Source organism: Streptomyces sclerotialus (assembly GCF_040907265.1).
Lineage (GTDB): Bacteria > Actinomycetota > Actinomycetes > Streptomycetales > Streptomycetaceae > Streptomyces > Streptomyces sclerotialus.
This window is the reverse complement of record NZ_JBFOHP010000002.1, coordinates 1,082,214-1,097,959: the sequence shown is the minus strand read 5'-3', so window position 1 is coordinate 1,097,959 and position 15,746 is coordinate 1,082,214. Positions and strand designations below refer to the sequence as shown.

The 15,746-nt window shown below is 70.2% G+C and carries 15 protein-coding genes and 4 pseudogenes; 14 read left to right on the top strand and 5 right to left on the bottom strand.

Annotated elements, in window-relative coordinates; all coding sequences use genetic code 11:
• The first annotated feature begins 58 nt into the window (after positions 1-58).
• Together AAC944_RS04975 and AAC944_RS04970 are read left to right on the top strand one after the other, a co-directional pair.
• Positions 59-948, top strand: a pseudogene (locus AAC944_RS04975) (IS5 family transposase).
• Between the two features lie 123 nt (positions 949-1,071).
• A pseudogene (locus tag AAC944_RS04970) lies at positions 1,072-1,498 on the top strand (DUF6624 domain-containing protein); the annotation flags it as partial.
• Positions 1,499-1,606: 108 nt separating this feature from the next.
• On the opposite strand, the gene AAC944_RS04965 reads toward AAC944_RS04970, so the two are convergent.
• On the bottom strand, positions 1,607-2,290 hold the full coding sequence (locus AAC944_RS04965) for an ANTAR domain-containing protein (RefSeq protein WP_030611563.1): 684 nt from the start codon (positions 2,288-2,290) through the stop codon (positions 1,607-1,609).
• Positions 2,291-2,786: 496 nt separating this feature from the next.
• Between AAC944_RS04965 and AAC944_RS04960 the strand changes: the two genes are divergently transcribed.
• Positions 2,787-3,518, top strand: coding sequence for a GAF and ANTAR domain-containing protein (locus AAC944_RS04960; RefSeq protein WP_037771722.1), 732 nt, complete (start codon positions 2,787-2,789; stop codon positions 3,516-3,518).
• 12 nt (positions 3,519-3,530) lie between these two features.
• On the opposite strand, the gene AAC944_RS04955 is transcribed toward AAC944_RS04960, so the two are convergent.
• The gene (locus AAC944_RS04955; protein ID WP_030611567.1) at positions 3,531-4,013 is read right to left on the bottom strand and encodes a DUF5994 family protein; all 483 of its coding nucleotides are present in this window, start codon (positions 4,011-4,013) and stop codon (positions 3,531-3,533) included.
• Positions 4,014-4,336: 323 nt separating this feature from the next.
• Here AAC944_RS04955 and AAC944_RS04950 point away from each other — a divergent pair, with 323 nt between their 5' ends.
• From AAC944_RS04950 to AAC944_RS04935, 4 genes are all read left to right on the top strand, one after another.
• Positions 4,337-4,876 carry a DUF5994 family protein gene (locus AAC944_RS04950; protein WP_030611570.1) on the top strand — a complete coding sequence of 180 codons (540 nt, stop codon included), beginning with the start codon at positions 4,337-4,339 and terminating at the stop codon, positions 4,874-4,876.
• A 76-nt stretch (positions 4,877-4,952) separates the two neighbouring features.
• A complete protein-coding gene (locus AAC944_RS04945) occupies positions 4,953-5,324 on the top strand; it encodes a hypothetical protein (RefSeq protein WP_374936821.1) in 372 nt (123 codons plus the stop codon).
• A gap of 805 nt (positions 5,325-6,129) precedes the next feature.
• Positions 6,130-7,158 (top strand): ferredoxin reductase, encoded by a 1,029-nt coding sequence (locus AAC944_RS04940; protein WP_258052514.1) that lies wholly within the window; start codon positions 6,130-6,132, stop codon positions 7,156-7,158.
• A 52-nt stretch (positions 7,159-7,210) separates the two neighbouring features.
• Positions 7,211-8,347, top strand: coding sequence for a fatty acid desaturase family protein (locus AAC944_RS04935; RefSeq protein ID WP_078888421.1), 1,137 nt, complete (start codon positions 7,211-7,213; stop codon positions 8,345-8,347).
• A 47-nt stretch (positions 8,348-8,394) separates the two neighbouring features.
• Here AAC944_RS04935 and AAC944_RS04930 read toward each other — a convergent pair.
• The 3 genes and pseudogenes from AAC944_RS04930 to AAC944_RS04920 form a co-directional block, all read right to left on the bottom strand.
• Positions 8,395-8,533, bottom strand: a pseudogene (locus AAC944_RS04930) (IS5/IS1182 family transposase); the annotation flags it as partial.
• A gap of 589 nt (positions 8,534-9,122) precedes the next feature.
• Positions 9,123-9,710, bottom strand: a pseudogene (locus AAC944_RS04925) (IS5 family transposase); the annotation flags it as partial.
• Positions 9,711-9,762: 52 nt separating this feature from the next.
• The gene (locus tag AAC944_RS04920; RefSeq protein WP_030611585.1) at positions 9,763-10,650 is read right to left on the bottom strand and encodes a helix-turn-helix domain-containing protein; all 888 of its coding nucleotides are present in this window, start codon (positions 10,648-10,650) and stop codon (positions 9,763-9,765) included.
• Between the two features lie 589 nt (positions 10,651-11,239).
• On the opposite strand from AAC944_RS04920, the gene AAC944_RS04915 reads away from it, so the two are divergent.
• The 7 genes from AAC944_RS04915 (at position 11,240) to mobC (ending at position 15,744) form a co-directional block, all read left to right on the top strand.
• Complete coding sequence (locus tag AAC944_RS04915; RefSeq protein ID WP_030611588.1) at positions 11,240-11,473, top strand: hypothetical protein; 234 nt, start codon at positions 11,240-11,242, stop codon at positions 11,471-11,473.
• 2 nt (positions 11,474-11,475) lie between these two features.
• Positions 11,476-12,435, top strand: a complete 960-nt coding sequence (locus AAC944_RS04910; protein WP_030611591.1) for a hypothetical protein — start codon at positions 11,476-11,478, stop codon at positions 12,433-12,435.
• Positions 12,435-13,142, top strand: coding sequence for an ATP-binding protein (locus tag AAC944_RS04905; protein WP_030611594.1), 708 nt, complete (start codon positions 12,435-12,437; stop codon positions 13,140-13,142). The genes AAC944_RS04910 and AAC944_RS04905 overlap by 1 nt, the downstream gene beginning before the upstream one ends.
• Positions 13,143-13,228: 86 nt before the next feature.
• Positions 13,229-13,783, top strand: a complete 555-nt coding sequence (locus tag AAC944_RS04900) for a WhiB family transcriptional regulator (RefSeq protein ID WP_030611596.1) — start codon at positions 13,229-13,231, stop codon at positions 13,781-13,783.
• Positions 13,780-14,763, top strand: a complete 984-nt coding sequence (locus AAC944_RS04895) for a DUF2637 domain-containing protein (RefSeq protein ID WP_030611599.1) — start codon at positions 13,780-13,782, stop codon at positions 14,761-14,763. The genes AAC944_RS04900 and AAC944_RS04895 overlap by 4 nt, the downstream gene beginning before the upstream one ends.
• A gap of 136 nt (positions 14,764-14,899) precedes the next feature.
• Positions 14,900-15,124, top strand: coding sequence for a hypothetical protein (locus AAC944_RS04890; protein WP_030611602.1), 225 nt, complete (start codon positions 14,900-14,902; stop codon positions 15,122-15,124).
• Positions 15,125-15,408: 284 nt separating this feature from the next.
• Positions 15,409-15,744 (top strand): plasmid mobilization relaxosome protein MobC, encoded by a 336-nt coding sequence (gene mobC, locus AAC944_RS04885; protein WP_368396875.1) that lies wholly within the window; start codon positions 15,409-15,411, stop codon positions 15,742-15,744.
• Positions 15,745-15,746: the final 2 nt, after the last annotated feature.

Genomic DNA, 15,746 nt, shown 5'->3' with positions numbered 1-15,746 from the left:
CGCTAGACGTGTCCGACGGATCATGTGACTGCCTCGGATTCGAGTCTTTTGCATGTTCATGGGGCGGGGAGGTGTCACAGACGACGAATGGGAGCGGCTGCGTCCGCACCTGCCGAAGACCGCCAGCGGGACGGGCGTTGGGCGAGCCATCGCAAGGTGATCAACGGGGTCCTCTCCCGGCAGCGCACCGGGGCGCCGTGGCGGGATCTGCCCGCACGTATCGGCAAGTGGAAGACCGTGCATGAGCGACACAGACGCTGATCGGCGGACGGCACGTGGGACATACGTGGGACACGGTCTTCGCGGCCGCCCTGGCCGACGCTGACGCGGAAGGCCGTATCGACTGGCCCATGGTGAGTGTGGACTCCACCTCCCGCCGGGCCCACCAGCACGCCGGCGGCGCTCGCGGGAGACCCCCGCGGGTGCCGGGAAAGACGCACGCCCCGGCAGCACCGTCCCGACGAGGGGCTCGGGCCATACCCGGGAGGTCTCACCTGCAAGATTCATCTCGCCGGAGAGGGCGGGCGCCGTCCGCTGTCCTTGCTGATCACTCCGGGCCAGTGGGGCGATGCCTCGCAGCTCATCCCCGTCATGGAACGTATCCGCGTTGGCCGCCTCGGCGGCGGGCGTCCCCCTACCCGGCCGGATCATCTCGGCGGTGACAAGGCGTACTCCTCGCGCCGTAACCGCCGCTACCTGCACCGACGGCAGATCAAGCACACCATTCCCGAACCGGGCAACCAGCGGGCCAACCGAAAGCGTCGCGGCAGTCGCGGCGGCCGGCCCACGGGCTTCGACAAGACGATCTACAAGCGAAGGAATGTAGTTGAGCGGACGATCAACGCCCTCAAGCACTTCCGGGCCGTGGCCACGAGGTTCGACAAGCGTGCCTATGCCTTCTCGGGCACCGTGACTGTCATAGCGATCCGGCTCCGGCTTCGGGGGTAGATCCGTTATCCCCGTGCCAGGATGTGCCTGTCACCGTTCTCCGGAATGATCTTTATGCATGTTTTACGCCTTTAGGCTTGCGGGCAACGGGCACAACGCACCGATCTGATCCGGGAGTTGAAAATGACGCACGACGTTGCCGCGCTGGCCGCGGAGCTCACGGACATGGCTGCGACCGATCACCAGTCCGCAGCCCGCGCGAACAGCGACGACCCTGCCGAGCAGCTGGCCTGGCGGCGGCTGACCGCCCGGCACGGTGACCGGCTGGGCGAGATCATGGACGAATACGGCTGGCCGACGGCAGAAATGGTCGGCGAGGAAGCCGCACGCGCAGCATGGCTGATCGCCCAGCACGTCGACCGGCAGCTCGACGTTCAACGGCGCGCCCTCCACCTGATGCAGCACCCGGTGTCGGCAGGCTCGGCCAGCCAGCGCGAGCTGGCCGAGCCTGCGCGACCGCACGCTGGTCAATGAAGGCCGCAAGCAGGTCTACGGCACTCAAATCGCCGGCGTGAAGGACGGGGCACCGATTCCGTGGCCCTGTGAAGAGACGAGTACGTCGCCAAGTTCTCCCTGGCCTGAAGCGCTGTTCCAAGTCGCGTGCTGCGGATCACTGCCCGAGGCTCGCTGCCGCAGGCAATGATCCGCCGGGCGGGGCCTAGTCGGGGAGGGTCAGGCCCTCGTGGACGACCGCATGGGCGAGGTCGCTGAGATCGATGCCACGGCTGTGGGCGTGGGCGCGCAGCCGGTCGAGCGCGTGGTCGGCGGAGAGGTGGTGACGCTGGATGATCACACCGACTGCCTGGTGAACGACTGCCTGGGGCGGTGTGAAGTGGAGGAAGGGGGGATCGTCCTCGGGCGCGGAGGTACAGGCGGCTTGGAGGAGGAGTTGGGCGGCTTCCAGGTGGATGCGGGCGGTGTGCTGGTCGGCTGGTGACAGCGGGCCGGACCGGTCGCGGTACAGGGACAGGACGATGCCCGCCCGGTCTGCGAAGCGGGGGTGGGACGCGGCGGGCAGGGCGAACGCCGCATGGATTCCCCGGACCTGGGCTTCGCCGGCGAAGAGGGGCCAGAGCCGCGTGGTGCCAAGGTCGGCCAGGTCATCGGCGAGTACTGAGGCATGCTGCTGCAGGGCCTGCACGCACGGTCCCTCGCCCAGGTTGATCTGCAGGGTCTCTCCTGTGTCGGCCAGCGGGCCGTCGCAGCAGAGCGAGATCCGGCGGGCCAGCGCGGCATCCGCGGCCAGCGTCAGCCCTACGGAGCACGGAGCCTGCAGGGCCGCCCGGCACGCGGCGGCGACGGAGCCCGGCCCGTCGTGGTGGCGGGCAAGGTAGTAGGCCAACCTCGCGGCCTCCGGCCGCGGGGGCCTCACGGGAAGCTCAGAACACAGTTATTGGGGCCGCCAGCGGCCCAGCGTGTGTCCATCGGTACGGTTCCGGTCTCCGGCACTCACCGCCGAACTGCCCGATCGGAAGCCAATGTCAGGGTAGCCGAGCAGGGCAACAGCGTCATGCGCGGGCAGCAGTGCCCAGCGTACGCCCAACTCCCCACCGCAATGGCCGTGTGGAGGCGTAGGTTCAAGGCATCCCGGACCGCGAGGCACCTCGCGGCGAGGCGGGCGCAGGCATTCGGCCAGGCTGAAAGGGCCGCGCCCGGGGCGTAGTCTGGCCGCAGGACAGCGCTGGTATTCCGGGTGGTCGCCACCCAGACCCCGTGTATGACGCTTCCGGTCCGGCCGCTGACACCGACAACCGGAGGCTGCTGTGCCCAATCCGCCGTTACCGGCAACAGGCCCGCCCGCACCGGACGGGCCCGCGCCTCCGTCCCGTGAGACGCGGGTGACCGCCGCGCTGATCGACGTGGCCGACACCCTGGTCGCCGACTTCGACCCCGCCGACTTCCTGTACCGCGTCGCCGAACACTGCATGGATCTCCTGGACATCGGCGACGCCGGGGTGATGCTGGCCGCCCCCGGCGGCCCGCTGCGCCTGGTCGCCACCACCTCCGAACAGGTCCGCCTCGTAGAACTCTTCGAACTCGACGCCCGCGAGGGCCCCTGCCTCACCGCCTACTGCGACGGCGCCGCCGTCAACCACTTGGACCTGGCAGCCTCCTCCCGCTGGCCGGACTTCAGCGCCCGCGCGCACCACGCCGGCTACCGCTCCGTGCATGCCGGCCCGATCCGGCTGAGAGCGGAGACCATCGGCGTGCTGAACCTCTTCCGCCGTGCCACCGGCCCTCTGTCCGAGGCCGACCAGCACCTCGCCCGGGCCCTGGCCGATGCCACCGCGATCTCCCTGCTCCAGCAGACCGCTCTGGACCATCACCGCACACTGAGCACACAGCTCCAAGGCGCCCTGAATACCCGCACGGTCATCGAGCAGGCGAAGGGCTATCTCTCCTCCCACCACGCCATCGATCCCGCCGCCGCTTTCCAGCGCCTGCGCGCCCACGCCCGCCATCACCGGATCCGCATCGTCGACCTGTCCCGCGACATCATCGACGGCACCATCACCCTTCCCCTCCCACCCGACGAGGAGAGCCCCCGGCGGGACGGGAGAGCACCCTGAGCCGAAGGCCCGTTACTCGGTCCCGGGGCCGGGGAGGGTGGCGACGAGGATCTGTGCGGCCGGGGTGACGTTGTCGGCGCGCACGGCGCGGGCCATCGCTTCACGGGCGGCGTCGGCGGTGGCGTCCGGAGGGACCACCAGCAGGGCGAAGTGGTCCTTGTCGCCGCGGGTGATGAGGACAGTGTCGTCGCCGACCGGGTCGGCGTCGAGGTGTACGACACGGTCGTCGATGACCAGGCGGGTCGGGAGGTTCTCCCAGGCGGATGCGTCGAGTCCCACGCGGGTGATCGGCCCTAGGTGCTCGGTCAGCACACTGATCAGCTCGGGCAGCTCCGTTTCGATGTTCCTTGTGCGCGGCCACCACGCACCGTCCAGGACTCCCTGCCGGGAGCATGTGGTCTCCAACCGCAGCAGCGCGATACCCGGTATCACCGTCTGGTGGATCGCGTCCGGCAGGAGTAGCAGAGGCGTCTGGGGAGTATCGGAGTCAGCCATGATGGATGCCGCCCGTCTATGAGGGGGACGGCCGTCACCCCGTCGCAGGGTCGGCACCGATGCAGGTGCCCGGTCGCCCGAAGTGCACGAACATGCCCTCTTCTCACGTTACTCCCGTCGCTCCGCCCCGCCGCTCGGCACAGCAAACCCGTCCTGTGACTCATCCGGAAAATACCTGGTCACATCGGTAAAAGCCCACTGAACGGGTGTACAGTCAAATTACCGGGAGTATTTCGCACACCGGCTTCCATGCGGGTGTCATTTCCGGCGACCACAAGAAGCCGGGTTGCCCCTCAGGGCCGCCCGGGGGCAGGCCGGCAGCCATGACCACCATCCTCGACCGGGCCTCGCCCCGCGACGTCGCCGTAGCGCTCCCGGCGCGCCTGTCGCTCACTCCGACGACCACGCTCGCCGGTCAGCTCGACGGGGCCTGGTGGCCCTACTCGCGCGGCCTCCAAGCCGAGCTTCCGCCGCTCGCCACCGCGCTCGACGAAGCCTGGGGCCGCATCACACGTGTCACCGTCAACCCCACCCGTTGGCCCGTCGTCCCGCGCAGGGTTCCCGTGGCCGGGCACACGCTGCACGTGGGCTGGTTCACCGAACAGCACCCCGACAAGCTGATCCTGCTCTCCTACACCATCGGCCGCTGGGACCTGCTGGTGATCCCGCCCGAGACCGAGCCCTCGGCCGCTGCCCGGTTGATGGCCGCCGCCGCGATCCCGGGCAGCGTCCTGACCGCAGGCGTGCTGCTTGCCGACGAAGCCGTCATCGGGCAGGGCATCCGGGATGCCCGACGCCGGGAAGCCACCTGGGAAAGCGAGGGCGGGGCTTGCATGTCCCCCGTCGGGATCCCGATGGGCTAGCACGCCCTGCCTCTGCCGAACCTCCCGGTCAGGCCAATGACACCAGGCGTCGAGCTCATCGCACAGACACCGGTCGGTGAGCACGAGCCTTCCGCCGGCCGGGGGAGAGGGCGAGGCGCCGCAGCGCATGCTCGCCGGCTTCTCGCCCACTCCGAAGGGAACACACACCATGAAGTACGTCGATAAGTACATCGAGACCCAGCCGATGCCGTCGGTCGGACACGCCGAGGTTCGGATCATCGCGCACACCCCCGAAGCCGCCCGCGCGGTCGCGCAGGCGCTCCGCCACTGCTTCGACGGAGCGGAACAGCGCAGCTATCCCGGCCTCGACGGTGACACCCGCCTCCATCTCACCGTGGACACGGCGACCCCCGGCGGCCCCGCCCGCCCTTGGCCGGCGACCAGCACAACCACCGCTGGCTTCGGCGCCCACTCCGACGAGGTATGAGCCAAGCGATCAGCACCGCTCCCGGTCTCGCCGCCCCCGGCTCAATTTCGCCCCGCCGAAAGCGCGACGGTGGACTGGCGCCGTCAGTGGTGAGTACTGACGCTCGGTGGTGGGGGAGCTGATCCCGTCGCATGACGAGTGCCGAAGCCGCTGCACAGGCAGGCGCGTCGCTTCCGCATCCGGTGAGCTGGGCTCGCCGCTGCATTTGACCGCGGGAGCCAAGGGCGTGCGTTCGTAAGACATGCCCCGCAAATGATTGACGGCGTGGTAGAGCCGAAGTCACAACGAGCAGCTCATTTCGCCTCTTTGGCAAGGCAGCGCGGCCTTCTGGCGCGGGCCCTGGTTGTCGGCACATCGTTGAGCGGGCTGCCCCAGCCTTCGGCATGGGTAGGGCGTTCGGGTGCAGCGGTTCCGGTCAAAGGCTCGGACCGTGCCCCCGTCCGCGGACCAGCTGGCCCGTCAGTCGGGCGGCCCGGCCGACAGGGGCGCCGCCCGGTGTACAGCGGCCCGATCGCCGCAGCACGGCGGTCCCACGCCATGGTCCGGCTGCAGCGCGTTACGACGGATTACCGCCCTGCCGCTTTGCCTCATCCCCCTGATCTCGTAAGAGTGGGCGACGGCCTCTGCGCGTCGTAACTGCGCGCTGCCGCAGCCCAGTGATCGAATCTCTCGTCGTCGAGGAGAGGACATCCGGAGTATGGCCCGTCTCTTGCATCGCAGTGCGCTGTCCGAGGGGGTCGTCCGCCTGGTGCTGGGAGCGGCGGGGCGGCTGACCACGCCCCTGCTCCCGGACGACTACCTGGCGATGGCCGATCCGCTGCTGTCGCGGCGGTGGCCGGCCGGGCGGGTCGAGGAGGTACGGTCGGAGACCGCGGACGCGACGACTTTGGTGATCCGTCCCGGCCACGGCTGGCGGCCCGCGCACCGGGCCGGGCAGTACGTTCCCGTGGGCGTGCGGATCGACGGGGTGCTGCACTGGCGTACTTACTCGCTCACCTCTCCGCCCGGCAGGCCCGGCGACCCGTTCACCCTCACCGTCAGGGCCCTGCCGGACGGCCACGTCTCCCGGTACCTGGCCCACCGCCTCCACCCCGGGGAGGTACTGCGTCTCGGCCCGGCCCAGGGCGACTTCCAGCTGCCCGACCCGCCTCCCCGGCGACTGTTGCTGTTCACCGCGGGGATCGGCATCACTCCGGTCATGGCCATGCTGCGCGACCTGGCCGACAACGGCCGCCTCGCGGAGGGCACCGACGTACTGCTGGTGCATTCCGCTCCCGATCCCGCCCGCACGGTCTTCGGCCCCGAACTGCGGTCGATGGCCGAGGACTTGCCGTGGTTCCGGCTGCACGAGCACCACACCCGCGCCGGCGCCCGCCCGGCCGGTCACCTCGCTCCGGAGCAACTGCCCGCCCTCTGCCCGGACTGGCGCGAGCGCGACACCTGGGCCTGCGGTCCCGTCGCGCTGCTGGAGTCCGCCGAACGGCTCTGGGGTGAGGAGGGACTCGCCGAGCGGCTGCACACCGAGCGGTTCCGCCCCGTACCACTGTTGCCGTCCGGTACCACTGACAGTGCCGCCCCGGGCGTACCCGTGCACTTCGCAGCAAGCGGCGTGGAGACGGCCGCCGGCACCGGCACGCCGCTGCTCCACGTCGGGGAGGCCGCCGGGGTGGCCATGCCGAGCGGCTGCCGCATGGGCATCTGCTACAGCTGTGTCAGCCCGCTGCTGCACGGGCGGGTCCGCGACCTGCGTACCGGCGAAGTACACGGCGAGCCCGGCGACTTGATCCAGACCTGTGTCTCGGCCGCCAGCGGCCCCGTCGCCCTCGACCTGTGAATGCCCGCACCGGCCTGAGCACCCCGCTAGCCTCACCGGAGGAGCCACCACCATGAGCACAGCCCTTTCGACCGAGCCGGTCCTGCCCGATCCGCCCGGTGCGCCATCGCGCGGTACGGACACCGAAGCCCTGGGCCGTGAGCTCGACCGTATCCGCGCCGATGTCCTCGCCCGCCGTGGCGCCGAGGACGCCCGCTACATTCACACCGTCGTGGCCGTCCACCGCCGTCTGGAGATCGCCGGGCGTGCCGCGCTGGCGGTGTCCCTGCTGCCGCCGGCCTGGCTCGCCGGTACGGCCGCCCTCAGCACCGCCAAGATCCTGGAGAACCTCGAACTAGGGCACAACATCATGCACGGCCAGTGGGACTGGATGCGTGACCCGGCGATCCACTCCACCACCTGGGAGTGGGACAACCCCACCCCGGCCTACGCCTGGAAGCACACCCACAACCACATCCACCACACCTGGACCAATGTCGTCGGCCGCGACCGCGACCTCGGCTTCACCGTCCTGCGGATGAGCAAGGACCAGCCCTGGCACCCCTTCCACCTCTTCCAGCCCGTTCTCGCGGCCCTGGGCGCGCCGCTCTTCGAGTGGATGGCCGCCCTGTACGACCTGGAAGCCGACGCCGTTCTCCAGCGCCGCAAGCCCCTGCGCGCCTTCCTCCGCGACACCGCCAACACCGTACGAAAAGGCGCCCGCCAGGCCGCCAAGGACTACCTGCTCTTCCCCCTGCTCGCCGGCCCCTCCGCCGTGCCCTGCCTGCTCGGCAACCTCACCGCCAACACCGTGCGCAGCCTGTGGGCCCACACCGTCATCTTCTGCGGCCATTTCCCCGACGGCGTCCGCTCCTTCACCGAGGAAGAGATCGAGAACGAGACCCGGGGGCAGTGGTACCTGCGACAGGTCCTCGGCTCGGCCAACATCGAGGGCGGCACCGTCTTCCACGTCCTCACCGGCAACCTCAGCCACCAGATCGAACACCATCTCTTCCCGGACCTGCCCAGCAACCGCTACGCCGAAATCGCCCCCCGCGTCCGCGAAGTCCTCACCGCCCACGGCATCCCGTACACCACCGGCCCCCTCCTCAAGCAGTACGCCTCCACCTGGGCCCGCATCTGCCGCATGGCCCTGCCGAATCTCCACCGGGCAACACAGAGTCGGCCGCAAGGCGAAAAGGCTGCCTGAGGGGCCCAAAAGCTCTCTGGAGTGTTGGGTGACCCGCTCGTTTTGCGTCACCCAGCGAGGGTGAGGCCGCACAGGCGGGCGAGCCGAGCATGCCGTGTTGGATGCCTCGCCTTTCAGAGGGCAGCCACGGAGGACCTTCCATGCCTTCCTCCGGGCGAAGACATGCTCAATGCGGGCGCGGATCTGCGGTGAGAAGCGGCCCAATACGGCGCCGACTGGCTGTGCCGCCTGGGCGAAGAGGATGAGCTCCGCTGCCGTCACCGGGACCACTACCGGGCGCTGGCCCACCGGGCGGATGCCGCTTGGATGGGGCCGGACCAGATCACTCGGTAGGACCGGACGGTCGCCGAGCACGCCAACCTACGTGCCGCGCTGGACTTCTGCCTCGCCGAAGGGACGGACACTCCGCGCTGGAGATGGGCGGGGCGCTGTGGTTCTTCTGGCTCGCCTGTGGTTACTTGGGGGAAGGCCGCCACTACCTCGACCGGGCCCTGCAGCGGTGCCCGGCATCGGGTCCGGTCCGCAGCAAAGGGATATGGACCAGCGGCGTGATCGCCATGGGGCAGGGCGACTCCGACACCGTCGCGCGGATGGCACAGGAGTTCCGGGCCGGCGCCGAGGCGGCAGCCGACCCGGCCTCGCTGATCGCCGCCGCCCACCTCGAAGGCACGCACCTGCTGCTGCGCGGGAAACCCGCGCAGGCCGCCACGGTCTTCGATGCGGTGCCGTACACCCAGGAGCACGGCGGTGCGTACACCGGGGCGCGCTTCCTGGCATGGATGGTACGCACGTACGTCCACCCGCCAGCAGGTCTCGGCACGCGCAGCCGCCCCAGAACGGAGATCATCTGCGGGCTGTCGCCCCACTGCCCCGGGGTAGTCAGCAGGGCAAGCGGGCGTCGGCCGCCCTCACTGGCCAGGTGGATCTTCATCGTCAGGCAGCCCCGGGAGCGTCCCAGGGCCTCATCCGGGCGGTGCCATGCGGGACGGGTTCGCTTGCCCGGGACCCGCGGCGCACGTTTCCGGGCGCCGGCGGCATGCTGGTGAGCCCGGCAGACGGTCGAGTCCACGCCGACCATGGACCAGTCGATCCCTCCCTCGGCATCCGTGGCAGCCTGAAGGGCCCGCAGAAATGTCTCCCAGGTACCGTCCGCCGACCAACTGCGATGACGGTCATACACCGTCTGCCACTTGCCGAACCGGGTCGGCAAGTCTCGCCACGGAACCCCCGTACGCAGCCGGAACAGAACCCCGTTGATCACCTCGCGGTGGCACTACTTCCACCGTCCACCCCGCCCGGTATTCCTCGGCAGGTGCGGCTCTAGACGAGCCCACTCCGCATCCGATAAGTCACCCCGGCCCACACTGCTGAGAACGATCCAGGATGCAGGCTGTCACCGACTCGCCAGACACGCCCTAGCGAGAGCCGGAGTCTCTCTGCTCCAGCTCATCCACCAGGTCATTGACGATCGACATCACGTCGGCCGGCAAGCCCTGAGCGCCGCCGCGGGCGCGTACGCGGCCCACCGCACCCCGCCGTGAGGCTGACAGCAGCCGCAATCCCTCGTAGACCTGTCGTGCCACCGCGTCGTCGGGCTGGAAGTACATTGGCGAGACGCCGAAGAAGGCGGCGAGCCCTTCCAGGACGAGCGGGGCGGCGTTCGTCTGCTCACCGGTTCGGAGGGTGCGCACGTCCTCTGCCGAGGCGACGTGGGCTTCGGCGTGCGCGTTCACCGCTTCGGCGATCTCGGCGTCCGAGGGCGGCTTCTGCTGGCCGGGGAACGAGCGCTCCAAAAGGAACGTGATCTTTTCTGCGAGGGAGCCGGGCGGTCCGCCGGCCGCGGTCTTGTCTTCTCCCGCAGCCTCCTCCTCGGCGTCTTGTGCCTTGGCGATCGACCGCTCCTGCGCGCGCAGCAGTTCTTCCTCGCTCACCCCGTAAGCGGCAGCGAGCGGCACGACGTACCGGTCCTTGAGGCGCCGCTCCCCGCGTTCGGCACCCCGGACGGGCCCAGCGCTCTTGGTTCCGAGAATCGCGCTCGTCTCTTTCTGGTACAGCCCTGCATCGCAGCGCAGGTCGGCCAGGTCCGGCAGCCCGGCGCGCGGAAAGAGATCGTCCAGGTCCCGTCCGAGCACTCTGGCCAGCGCGGGGAGCTTCTCCGGGTCCGGCGAGGTCGGGCTGTCCGCTTCCCAGCCGGCCACGGAGGACGTGGCCACGCCGACGCCAGCTGCGACGTCGCCTTGCGACAGCTCCGCAGCGCGGCGCACCGCACGCAGGCGGCCTCTGTCGAAGTGGCGGGCAGGCATCGGACCTCGTTTTTCACTGAACCGAAGGAATGTCGGCGCGTTGACTTTGTTGCTCTATCGGAATAGGTTCAGCCTAGCGAAAAACGGAGTGGTCTGCACCCCGGGCTTCGTGTTGGTCGCGCCCGTCCTGTGGACTTCACGGGGTGGGTGCACGCCGTTACTCCTGCTGTTGCCGTTGGCGGGCGCGTGGAGCGATCCGGCGCCACGCGGTCTCGACCGAGGCAGTGCAGCCGGGAGGGGCTGTGCCCTGTTGCCGCAGGTGTCTGGCTCTGCGCACCCTGCGTCGATCGCCCGGGAATGTGTCGGGTTGGCGTCGGTGTGGGGCAACCCCCTCTAGCGGCTGGAGCGTTGACCGACCTGCGCATATGTTGCTGGTCCCTCGGCGAGAGCCGCCGAGGCAACGTCCGCGAGGAGCGCGACAACCACACCGAGCGTGCCGGAGGGAAACGCGCCCGGCGCCCGGAAGTAGCAGCTTCCGAGCGCCGGGACGCCACCCCCGAAGGGGCGCGGATTCATAACTGGGGCGGGTCGGCTGACCTTTTCGACGAGAGCGGCCGTCCCTCCCCACCTACGAGCGAGGAATTATCGCATGCCCGACAACGCCCGGGGAGGGGCGTCCGCGGCCCTGCCCGCCGATGCACCCTGCGCCGGCATCCGCCAGCAGCATCTCGCCGAGCTGCTCGCCGACATGGCGCGCGGCACTTACACAGTGATGCGCGCCTTTTCACGACTGGACGGGGGCGAGCCGCACTACCTGAAGCCGGCCGCGGGGGAGATGAGGCCCGCGGTTGAGCAGCACGCTGTCGCTGCAAGGGGGCGCTGAGCATGGCGAGGATCCGTACGTTGAAGCCCGAGGCTTTTGCCTCGGAGTCGCTCGCCGAGGTGAGCGTCCACGCGGAGCGGACGTTCTTCGGACTGCTGACCCAGGCCGACGACCGAGGCCGCTTCCGGGACCAGCCCGCCGTCATCGCCGGGCTCCTGTGGTCCCTGCGCCCCGAGCACGGCCCGGTCGACGTCGAGGACGACCTGACCCAACTCGCCGCCGCTGGACTGATCTGCCGTTACGAAGGCCCCGATGCCAAGCGGTACCTGCACATCGTCACCTTCGCCCAGCACCAGCGGATCAACCGGCCCAGCGGCATCCGCCACCCCGGTTGCCCGGTCCACGACTCCGAGGACCCCGCCGCGCCGGATGCGACGCAGACTCCGGGAGCCCTCCGTGAGTCCTCACCGAAGGCTCATGGAGGACTCAGTGAGGGTTCAGTGAGTCCTCATGGAGCAGACCGTGAGCCTTCCGCGGACCGCGAAACCGCAGGTCAGGAGACACTCACTGAGTACTCAGTGAGTCCTCACGGAGGAAGCAGTGAGCCCTCCGTGAGCCCTCATGGTCCGGATCTAGGACCTAGGAACGTGGATCTAGGATCTTCCCCTTCGGGGGCCGCAAGCGCCCCCGCACCCGGCTCCGCCTCCACCCAGCAGCTCATCGGCGAGTACGCCGCCTCCTGCGCCCACCGCCCACCGCAGGGTGTGCTCGGGCACCTGGGGCGCGAGGTCTCCAAGCTGCTGAAGGAGGGCATCGCGCCCGAGCACATCCGCGCCGGGCTGGCCCGCCACCGGGCGAAGGGTCTGCATCCGAGCACCCTGGCGAGTCTGGTGCACGAGGCGATGAACGCCACCGCTCAGCCCGGGAGCTTTGTGCGGCCGGAATCCGGGCCTACCGTGCGCGGTCACCGGGCCTGGGCCAACCCCGCCGACCCTGCCGCCGCCTACGCCGAGGAGCTGTGATGCGCGACCACGACGCCCAGCCCGTCGGCGGTCTCGCCCGCCGTCTGACCGGCATCCTCAAGGCCCGGGGCATCGACCCGAGGACACCGGTTGCCGACGAGGCCGAGCCCAGCCCCGCCCTGGAGGCGGCCCAGGCACGCATCCCGGCCCGCTACCAGGACGCCGTCGCCGACCACCCGGCCGTCACCGCCTGGGTGGACGAAGTCGCCGCCGCCGGACGCCGCGGCCCGGACGGAGCTCCGGGCATCGCCCAGGGGCGATCGCTGCTGATCGTCGGCACCACCGGCACCGGCAAGACCCACCAGGCGTACGGCGCCGTCCGGTCGCTGCTGGCCGCCGGTGTCCGCCTGCGGTGGAAAGCGACCACCGCCGCCGACCTGTACGCCGAGCTGCGGCCGCGGCCCGCCCACGACGGCGAACGCGAACTGCAGGACCTGGCCCGCTGCCCGCTGCTGATCATCGACGACCTCGGTGCCGCCAAGGCGAGTGAGTGGACCGAGGAGATCACGATGCGGCTGATCGACCGCCGCTACACGCAGATGCTTCCGACCCTGGTGACCACCAACCTCGGCATGGCCGACCTCCGCGCCCACATTGGCGACCGCGTCGCCTCCCGGCTGACCGAGATGACCGACAAGGTCATCCTCGACGGCCCGGACCGCAGAAGGGCCATCGCGGCCGAGCGCCGCCGCCTCACCGCCGCCTGACCGGCACCCCCGCACCTTCCTTCACGTACCACCCCGGGGCCGACGCCTGCCCGAATGCACCCCGGGGCCGTTCGGAGACCACACTCATGCACCACTCTCAGCCCGCCGAGCCGCGCACTCTCGGCGACTACACCTGGCACGACCACGCCGCCTGCCTGTCCACACCGGCCAACCCGGTCGACCCGGAGATCTTCTTCCCGGAGCCGGATGAGATGGACCGCATCCGCGCGGCCAAGGCCCTGTGCGAGCAGTGCCCGGTCCGCCAGACCTGCCTGGACGCCGCCTTGGAGGACGGCGACCGCGAAGGCATCCGCGGCGGAATGACCGAGGAGGAACGCGACCTTCTGCACCGCAACCTGCCCCACCGCCTGGACTACGCCCGCGTCAATGCCACCCTGGCCGGCCGCGACATCCACCTGACCGATGCCGAACGGCGCGCGGTCACCCGCGCCGCCTACCAGGCCGGCATTCCGGCCGAGCGGCTCGCTTGGCTGCTGAAGGTCACCGAGGAGCACGCCGAGAAGCTCTACCGACAGGTCCGCCGCGAGATCCGCAACCGCTCGGTCAACCGCAAGAACAAGGCTGACCTGTCTCTGGCCACTGCCCAGGCCGACCACGACGACCTCGGGGCGGCCGCATGACGCACACCGACGCCGCGCCGGTACGTATCACCGGCTGGGACCGGGCTGCCATTGTCACCCTGGGCGGGGCCGGCTGCGCGCTGTCCTACGACGCGCTGCAGCAGATGGCCGTCGCCATCCACATCCGTGGCCTGCTGACGTACCTCTTCCCCTTCGTCATCGACGGCTTTATCGGCTACGGAGTGCGCGCGGTGCTGGTCATGCGCAGCGCCTCCCTCGGCGCCCGCTGCTATGTCTGGGCGCTGTTCGGCACCGCGACGGCGGCCAGCATCTGGGCCAACGCCCTCCACGCCGTCCGCCTCAACGACCACCCCAATGGTGGCGGTCTCCGGCTCGGTGACGTCACGGTCGGCGTGCTGTCCACCCTCGCGCCGCTGGCCCTGGCTGGCGCTGTCCACCTGTACATCCTCATCGCCCGCCGCGCCGGACAGCCCGGACACAAGGAGACGGCACTCGCAAGGGAGACCGCGAGTGTCCGGACGGAGCGTGGCACAGCTGTCCCGGACAGTCGGTCGGGTCGGGGTGTCCCGGACAGTCAACCCCCTGTCCGGCCGGTCACCGGTCAGCAGCCCTCCACGCTGTCCGCCGGGGCCTCCGCCCGGCCCATGGGCATCCGTCCGGACGGCTTGGACGAAGAACCGGTCACCGCAGAATCCGAGCCGGTCAACGCTTCCAAGGGCGCTCCGGAGCAGGGGCGTCGGAACGCTGCCCCCAGTGGAGAGCCCGGCACCAGATCCGGGCACACCGCTCCCACCGATGTGCCTGCCTCGGAGAGCACCAGCCCAGCCGCAGCCGCCGAAGCGGACGACCTGCTGCGGATCGCCCGCCGCGCGGTCGCCGACACCGGAAAGCTGACCCGCAAGGTGGTCGCCGACGCCGTCCGCGGACAGCAGATCCCGCTGTCCAATGACCGACTGACCGAGCTGATGCAGCAGCTCCGCGCCGAGGCGGACAACCGGACGCTCCGGTCCACCGGCTGACCGCGCGAAGTCATTCGGCGGACACCTCGCCCGGTCACTCCGGACACCGCTCAACCGGTCGCCGAGAGCAGGGTGTCCGCCGCGGCTCGGTCACTCCGCCCACCCCGACGTTCCTGTCCTCCGCAGAGGAGACCCTGTGCGCACTACGCCGCCCACTACCGACGAGATCGACGCATGGATCGTTGTCCTGAGCGCCCACGGCCATCTGCACCACGCCGAGCCCGGCCCCGATGGGGCCTGGACGGTCCGGCGCACACCGTCGAGTAGGCCACGCACGCTGCACCACCCCGTCCTCGCCCTCGACTACATCGCCGAGGTCCTGCGCGAGGCCCGCGTCGAAGCCGGAGACAACGCCCGATGACGACCCCGAACGCCTCGGACACCCCACGCGAGGGGCACCCGTACGACCACCCGGAACGAGGCCGAGCAAGCTGTAGCTTGCGAAACTCCCTCGCCGGACAAGCCGCCGAGGGAGTTTCGCAAGCAGCCCCCGCCCCCGGAGGGGCGGGGGAGGCCCGGCACCAGGGGGCGCCGGACCGGGCTGCGACCGGGGGCGGATCGCAGCCGAGGGAGGGGGAGGAGCCACCCGTCGTCGCCGAGCCGCGTATGCGTCCGCGCCTGCGACAAGCCCAGCAGCGCGACCGTGTGCGCAGCATCCGCCTGACCGCCGACGAACTCGCTGATGTAGAACGGGCCGCCTCCAGCATGGGCATGCGGGTGGCCGGGTTCCTGGCCGACGCCGCGGTCGCCGTCGCCCGTGTCCAGGAAGGCCCGCAGGGCTGGCTGATGGACCAGCGCACGCTCATCGAGGAGCTGATGAACGCCTCCACACACCTCGCCCGCGTCGGCAACAACCTCAACCAGGTCGCCAAGGCTTTGAACTCCGGTGGTGAAGCGCCGCACGCCGAGGACGTCCTCGCGCACGTACGGCGCGCTACCGCCCGGGTCGAAGCCGCCGCTGCCGAACTTGCGAAGCGCTGACC